At 54.3% G+C, this 7,361-nt stretch carries 9 protein-coding genes; 2 read left to right on the top strand and 7 right to left on the bottom strand.

The genetic code is table 11. The annotated features are described in order from the left end of the window. Positions 1–345: 345 nt before the first annotated feature. Both ACUVSA_RS14240 and ACUVSA_RS14235 read left to right on the top strand, forming a co-directional pair. Complete coding sequence (locus ACUVSA_RS14240) at positions 346–1,542, top strand: cation:proton antiporter (protein ID WP_445895319.1); 1,197 nt, start codon at positions 346–348, stop codon at positions 1,540–1,542. A gap of 52 nt (positions 1,543–1,594) precedes the next feature. Then, positions 1,595–2,011, top strand: coding sequence for a universal stress protein (locus ACUVSA_RS14235; RefSeq protein WP_445895318.1), 417 nt, complete (start codon positions 1,595–1,597; stop codon positions 2,009–2,011). Positions 2,012–2,206: 195 nt separating this feature from the next. Here the strand turns inward: ACUVSA_RS14235 and ACUVSA_RS14230 are convergent, their stop codons facing one another. The 7 genes from ACUVSA_RS14230 to metG form a co-directional block, all read right to left on the bottom strand. Beyond that, positions 2,207–2,764, bottom strand: coding sequence for a hypothetical protein (locus ACUVSA_RS14230; RefSeq protein ID WP_445895317.1), 558 nt, complete (start codon positions 2,762–2,764; stop codon positions 2,207–2,209). Beyond that, positions 2,761–3,303, bottom strand: a complete 543-nt coding sequence (locus tag ACUVSA_RS14225) for a MutS-related protein (protein ID WP_445895316.1) — start codon at positions 3,301–3,303, stop codon at positions 2,761–2,763. The genes ACUVSA_RS14230 and ACUVSA_RS14225 overlap by 4 nt, the downstream gene beginning before the upstream one ends. Positions 3,304–3,317: 14 nt before the next feature. Continuing rightward, a complete protein-coding gene (locus ACUVSA_RS14220) occupies positions 3,318–3,632 on the bottom strand; it encodes a hypothetical protein (protein WP_445895315.1) in 315 nt (104 codons plus the stop codon). Between the two features lie 390 nt (positions 3,633–4,022). Continuing rightward, positions 4,023–4,202, bottom strand: coding sequence for a hypothetical protein (locus ACUVSA_RS14215; RefSeq protein ID WP_445895314.1), 180 nt, complete (start codon positions 4,200–4,202; stop codon positions 4,023–4,025). Positions 4,203–4,393: 191 nt separating this feature from the next. After that, positions 4,394–4,822: a type II toxin-antitoxin system VapC family toxin gene (locus tag ACUVSA_RS14210; protein WP_445895313.1), complete on the bottom strand. Its 429-nt coding sequence runs from the start codon at positions 4,820–4,822 to the stop codon at positions 4,394–4,396. Then, positions 4,788–5,027, bottom strand: a complete 240-nt coding sequence (locus ACUVSA_RS14205; protein WP_445891567.1) for an AbrB/MazE/SpoVT family DNA-binding domain-containing protein — start codon at positions 5,025–5,027, stop codon at positions 4,788–4,790. The genes ACUVSA_RS14210 and ACUVSA_RS14205 overlap by 35 nt, the downstream gene beginning before the upstream one ends. 369 nt (positions 5,028–5,396) lie before the next feature. Continuing rightward, a complete protein-coding gene (gene metG / locus ACUVSA_RS14200) occupies positions 5,397–7,358 on the bottom strand; it encodes a methionine--tRNA ligase (protein WP_445895312.1) in 1,962 nt (653 codons plus the stop codon). Positions 7,359–7,361 lie beyond the last annotated feature (3 nt).

Here is a 7,361-nt window from a genome sequence, read left to right as displayed (position 1 = left end):
GTTTCCGGCCGCCCCCGGAGATCAATCCCGCCGATGGCGGGACCACGACGTCCAGGGGATCAGGGCCTGTTTGGTATAGCCGGAAACAAACTTAGGTACACGGCCTCGTAGGGCCGTCCAAAGGCCAAACCCGCATGGAGAGGCAAGATCTTTCGCAAGATCAGTAGCCCACCGCAGGAAGGCCTTGCTGACTCTTTGCCCGGCCCGACGATGCCCGGCACCTTCGGACAGTGTTTCCGGCGTCCACCAAAAGCCCCGGCACGCCCTACCCGCCAGCGAAGATTTATCCACGGGGGCGGACTGACCCCTGACCCCCTATTTTCACGGTAATGGAGACAGTAAGTTATGGAACACATGTTGACGCTCGCAAGCATCTGGCTTGGATTGGCCATTTTTTCGGCGATTCTCGCCTATCATCTCAAAGTTTCCATTGCCTTGATGGAAATCTGCGTGGGTGTCGCCGCTGCTGCGGTAGCCCATCATTTCGGAATACTCCAGCAACTGGGGGCCAATGAGGAGTGGCTGAAATTTCTGGCATCTTCCGGTGCGATTCTGCTGACCTTCCTGGCAGGCGCGGAACTGGAGCCCGATGTCATCAAGGTCAAGATTAAGGAGGTCTCGGTCGTCGGATTTGTCGGTTTTCTGGCGCCGTTTCTGGGGTGTGCGGCGGTTGCCAAATACCTGATGCACTGGGAAACCCAGGCAAGCCTCCTGGCAGGTGTGGCCCTGTCCACCACATCCATGGCCGTCGTTTACGCCGTAATGCTGGAGACAGGTTTCAACAAGACGGAATTCGGGAAAGGCATTCTCGGGGCCTGCTTCATCAACGATCTGGGAACGGTCATCGCCCTCGGATTGCTCTTTGCCCCATTCACCTATAAAACGATTGTCTTTGTCGTTATAACCATCGTTGTTCTTGTACTGCTTCCATGGATGAGCCGAACCCTCACCCGCATTTACGCCTATCGAACCGCCGCCATTCGCACCAAATGGGTCATCTTCATCCTGTTCGCCCTCGGCGCTCTGGCCCTCTGGTCCGGCAGTGAAGCCGTTTTGCCGGCCTACCTGGTCGGCATGGTGCTGGCCGAATTTTCTGCTCAGGATGCCCAATGGATGCGAAGGATTCGCACCCTGACCGTCGGTTTTCTTACCCCGATCTATTTTCTGCGTGCCGGAACCTTCGTGTCGCTTCCCGCCCTGACCGCAGCTCCTCTTGTCTTTTTATACCTGTTTTTCGGGAAGGTGCTTTCCAAAATTTTTGGATTGTATCCCTTCATAGCGATCTTCCGGAAACAGTATCAGGAAAGGTGTTACTATACCCTGATGATGTCAACGGGGTTAACCTTCGGTACGATTTCAGCCCTCTATGGTCTTTCCCACGGCATCGTCGATCAGGCGCAATATTCATTTCTGGTCGCCAGCGTCATTGCAAGCGCCGTCATCCCGACGATCATCGCAAGTGTGGCCTTCATGCCGCGGCATTTGCTCCCGACCCCGGTAAATGAAACACTCTCGGAAACCGACAGAAATCCGAAAGGTTGATGCACATTCATACGAATGGTTGGCTGATAAGATTCACAGAAAGGGGATGTGTATGATCAAGTCCATGATCGTAGCCTATGATGGCTCAGAACAATCCGAGAAGGCCTTTCGCTTCGCACTGGATATGGCGGTAAAATACGGCGCAAAAATGACCGTAATTTCAGTGGCAAGCCCAGGAGAACCGGCGGTTTCTGTCGAGTTGGAGGAAATGCTGGACAACGCAAAGGAATATTTCGAGGGGCATTATAAACGTCTGAGGAAACTTGCGCAGGCCCAAGGCATTGAGATGGCATGTGAAGTGCGGGTCGGACATCCGGCGGAGCAGATCGTTCAAGCAGCCGAAGAAAAGAACGTGGACGTGATCGTGACGGGGCATCGAGGAGACACGTTGACACATCGTTGGCTGGTCGGATCGGTGGCCAAACGGATCATCGCCTATAGCCATTGCTCCGTTTTCGTGGTGCGATAATAATATGCTCCGTTGCCTGGGCGAGGGCATTGGCTGCCCGGTTGATCCCTCTGTCCCGGAGTTCCGACAGGGCTTTGGCACCGTTCTCATCCCGCGGAGCGATCGTAAAACGGAACACGGATCGCTTCTCAGAAAAAATTCGCTGAAGCCAGGGCGTTCTTTTCGGCCGATGCTGTAGAAGGATATGATCGCGGCCTATGTTCCCCTGCCCAAGTCCAGCGCGAATGAGCACTCCATCCGCAAACGCATCGCCTTTAAATGCGTTTCGATTTCATCAGAATAGCGGTCCGAAAGCTCTGTACGGATCATCGAAAAGAGGCGGCTGAATCCCGGCGATAAAAAGTTCTCCCTTTCATCATCTGCAATCTTCCGGACCTGTTTCAAGTGGCCCATCAGATCCCGCATCAATTCAAGCGACGAATGCAGAATGGAAACCGGGTACCGCATGAAGATGCCGAAATAATGCTTTTTCTCCTGTTCGATGGCCGACACGGCAAAGTCGTACAATCGATGCACCGCCGAGGCATGTTTGAGGCAATCCTGGAGAACCTGCTGGCGATACCGGATACGCTCGGGATCTTTCAGGCTGCATATCAGGGCTTTTCGCACGATGCCGTACAGGAAGCTATCCCCCAGGCTCATTTCCTGGAAAAGCAGCTCCAGCTCCAAATCCTGTATGAGCGATTCTTCGTTGAAAGGAGACTCGCCATTAGTGTCGAAATCTCTGTCCGAAAACATCAGATACACGTTCATGATGGCAGACGTCCTTTCAGAAGGCGATAGCTCAGGCGGTATTTATCAGCAATGGACAGCGCATACGCCAGGCCATCGGCTGGTTTTCGGGCCAGCGGGTACGTTCGCAGATCCGGATTTTCCGCTTCGACACAACTGACGACACTGACGGTTGTGGGGCTCATGGAGGCCAGTTCATGTATAAAGGTGACACAAACTCCCAGCACGTCACGATCGAGCAACTGCTTCAGAACCAGGCGGCTGAGCAGCACGGCATCCTGCAGTGTCGTCGAGCTGAACATTTCGTTGAGCAAAACGATGCTGCTCGATGTGGCCTGACCCAAGATTTCATGGATACGATAGATCTCATCCTGCAGCTTTCCGTGCAGATTTGCGATGGTTTCCTCTTTTTCGAAGTGGGTGAAGATGCGATCCTGCAGAAACAGCTTTGCCTTTTTACCTGGAACGAAGCACCCGAGACTTGCCAGATAATGCGGTTGGCCAAAGGTTCGGGCAAAAGTGGTTTTTTCACCCTGGTTCGGCCCGCTGACGACAAACATGCGCTCCGGGTCTTTCAGGAAAAAGGCGTTGCACACAATTCGCTTCTGATGACCCACCAGGGCTTCGGCCAGGAAAGATCGAAAACATTGAGGCTCTCTTCCTCCTTGCTGGCTGTGGCAATTTCAGGATAGCAGAACGAAAGCCCGTTTTGTCTGAATCTGGCCATATACTCGCCATAGGCAAGGTGAAACTGGATTTCCCGGTCGAAAGCCAGAATTCGATCGTCCTGGAAGTCGGCATGCTCCCTGCGGAAACGATCGAGCCGTTCAAATGAGTCGGGAAACAATCCGGCAACACCGGCCAGGATTTTCTCTTCCACATGATTCATATCCGGCCGCTCCGAAAAACGGACCCGATAATCCTTAGCATCTGTCTGGCGGAATTTCGCAAAGGTCTTTTCGACAGCCTCGCTGTAATCCGGCTTCTGTTCAAAGGACCGAACCTCAACGGAATCTTCCTGGATCAGGACACAATAATCGATGGCTGCCAGATCCTTCTGCAGGCTAATGGCCTTTTCGAGAATATGGGGAAAGGATTATGAATGCACATAATGGATCAGATAGGACTGAACAGCTTGAAATCCCGCTGAAAACAATTTTAAGGAGGACAATTCCGCCTCAAGGGCGCAAACAGCATTTCCATACGTTGAAACCGCATCCAGAAACCACTTTGCGGAGAGAGGTCGGCTCGATCCGCATGTCAAGCGTATTTCACCCTTTCATAAACCCAGAATGGCGGACAACGCTTTGGCGATGTTTTGCATGTGAGAATCGTCAAATCGCCCAAGAACCCTGATGATCCGTCGCTTGTCTATCACCCGATTTTTTTGCTCAACGCGGATCTCGTAAAATCGGGCCACAAGACGCTCCTTTTCCTTCAGACGGCCGATCCGTTCCAAGACCCTTTCGTCTTTCTTGGCTTCTCCTTTTTTTCGAGAGAATCGGCCAGGGTTAGGAGATCCTGCTCAAAGTGCAGCTGCAATCGATTCTTGATGGCGTTTTTCTGCCTGGGTTGGCTAATCAAGGGGAACCTGGCAGCCGGACAAAAGAAGTTTATACGTCTAAAGAGGGCAGGAATAAACCGGGGCCCTCAGAGGGTTCTGGAGAGCGGCTGCACCTTGAAGGTTTCGCCCAGTAGGAGAATTTCAGGGTCACCTGTGCAGAGTGTTCCGTGGATTTTTTGGGCCAGGGTTACGGCAAAGGCATCGGCATAAGACAACGTGTGGCGTGCCTTGAGCTTTGCGGCAGAGAGGATGTCGTTTTTGGAAGGCGCTTCAAGCTTTATTGGGAGCAGTTGGATGTCGTCCAACACTGCGTCCGCGGCGTCCGCCCCCTTTTTGCGCCTAATAATATAGTAAACTTCGCCCAGGTTGATCCATGACATGTAAATGGACGACGGAGATGTGTTTTGTTTTACGAAGATGTCCCTTACCGCGTCGGCGGCGGGTTGCTCCCCAAAGAGGAAAGCCAGGACCGCCCAGGCATCAAGCACGATTTTCTCTTGCGATTTCCTCGGCATGTTCCTTTTCCAGTTCATCAAGGATGCTCTGTTCGGCAAATTTCCCGTAAAGCCTGTCAACGGGCGTGGTCTTCACAGGGGTGAGCACGATGTCATCCTTTTCAAGTCGAATCGTGAAAAAGGTGCCTGATGAGATGTTCAGCCGTTCCCTGACCTCCTTAGGGATCACGATCTGGCCTTTGGATGAAAGTTTTACTCTCATCATGTCTTACCTCCTTTGTGGTCTTACATTCTTGATGTAAGAAACATTGGCTGTCAAGGAGGAAATGCTCGGTGGCATCGGTGAGGTGCGAAGAGTTCGGCAACGGCTAGACACGATTTCTTGACGGGCTCACGGCTGGAGCAGCGCGCCATGGGAGCCTCTCCGAGAATGGCTTTTCGGTCCCGTTTTCGTTTCATTCTGTCGTAGCGCGGCGCACGTCGCGATACCTTATCGCGGCTTGCAGTGTTCCTACTGCCTCAAGCCGAAAGGCCGCGGCCAAGCCATTGTCGGAGGAGCACCTCTAGGGTGGAGGGCCGCAGGGTGTTGGAACGGCGATGCCGCCCGTGCCGTCACCCTTCGGCGCCGTTGGGGTCAGGACACTTTGGATCCGGGGGCGGTGGGAGCGTCGGTGGTGATGAGCCGCAGGCCATGGGTGTCATGGGCGGCCAGAATCATGCCGTGGGATTCCACGCCCATGAGTCGAGCGGGCTTGAGGTTGGCCACCAGGATGACGGTTTTCCCGACGAGTTCTTCCGGGGCGTAGTGTTCGCCGATGCCAGCCACCACCTGCCGCCTCTCCCCGGTATCCACTATCAGTTGCACAAGTTTCTTGGATTTGGGAACGCGCTGTGCCGCCCGAATGACGCCCACTCGAAGATCCAGCCGTTGGAATGCTTCGATACCGATTAAGCCGTCCTGAACACCGAGGGGTGTTTCCCTTGTTGCCTTGGGCGCCGATGCCGCCGCAACGGCGGGGGCATCTTTCTTGCCGAGAGGTTTATCGGAAGCGATTTTTTTCAGATCCACGCGAGGGAAAAGGGCTTCACCTTTTTCCACGGCGCCTCCTTCCCTCAGGCTTCCCCATACGGCATCACGGTCCAAGCGCACATCCAGAGCGTTGCAGGCCACACCCAAGCGGAAGAGCATCTTTTCGGCGGTTTCAGGCGTAAAGGGCACAAGAAGGACGGCAACGGTCTTGTTCAGTTCCAGCAGCGTGCGCAGGACCCGTTGCAGGCGACCTCGGCGTGACGAATCCTTGGCCAGATCCCACGGCGCCGTGCGATCAATGTATTGGTTGGCCGCATTGATGACGTCCCAGACGGTCATGAGGGCTTTGTGAAAGCCCAGCTGAGGCATCTCTTTTTGGTACTGTTCGACGGCCTGTTCCAAAAGGTGCCGAAGTTCGGCGTCTTCCGGTTCTTCCGGGTCGCCAAAGGGCGGCACCTGACCGCCGAAATATCGGCTGGTCATGGCTAAAGTGCGGCTGAAGAGATTGCCCAAATCGTTGGCCAGATCCGCATTGAGGCGCTGCACGAGGGCGTCTTCACTGAAATTGGCGTCCAGCCCGAAAACCATTTCTCGAAGCAGAAAATACCGAAACGCATCCAGTCCGTAGGTGGGGGCCAGGTCCAAAGGCCGGACCACCGTTCCGCGGCTCTTGCTCATCTTGCCTTCGTTGATTTTCCAGTACCCGTGAACATTCAAGTGCCGATACGGTTGGATGCCGGCGGCTTTGAGCATGGTGGGCCAGTAGATGCCATGAGGCTTAAGAATGTCCTTGGCGATGAGGTGTTGAGCTACGGGCCAGAATTTCCGGAAAAGTGCTCCATCCGGGTAATCCAGGGCGGAAACGTAGTTGATCAGGGCGTCAAACCACACATAGGTGACAAAACGTTCGTCAAAGGGCAGGGGAATTCCCCAGCTCAAGCGTTCTCGAGGCCTCGAGATGCACAAGTCTTCCAAGGGGTCCCGCAAAAAGGCCAGCACTTCGTTTTTGTAACGCTCCGGCCGAATGAAATCCGGGTTTTGTTCGATGTGCTTAATGAGCCAGCCCTGATACGCGCTCATACGAAAAAAGTAATTGGCCTCTTCCCGCTCCACGGGCGGCGTGTCGTGATCCGGGCATTTGCCGTCCACCAGTTCCCGGTCCGTGATAAAGCGTTCACAGCCCACACAATAATGACCTCGATACGTGTCGAAGTAAATATCCCCCTTGTCGTAGACCTTCTGCAGAATGTGTTGCACCACGCGCACATGCCGCGGTTCCGTGGTGCGAATGAAATCGTCATGACGGATGTTGAGTCTGGGCCAGGTTTCTCGAAACAGGGCGCTGATGCGATCGGCATAGCTTTTGGGATCGGTGCCGGCCGCTTCCGCCGCCTGAACGATCTTGTCCCCGTGTTCGTCGGTTCCCGTAAGGAAATAGGTTTCATAGCCCATGAGCCGATGAAAGCGGGTGAGCACATCGGCGACGATGGTGGTGTAGGCGTGGCCGATGTGGGGTTCCGCATTGACGTAATAGATGGGTGTCGTGATGTAAAAACGTCGATCCATGTC

The sequence above is a fragment of the Desulfosoma sp. genome, from assembly GCF_052743555.1.
Note: the sequence above shows the minus strand (reverse complement) of the source record. Positions and strands in the feature narration are given on the sequence as shown.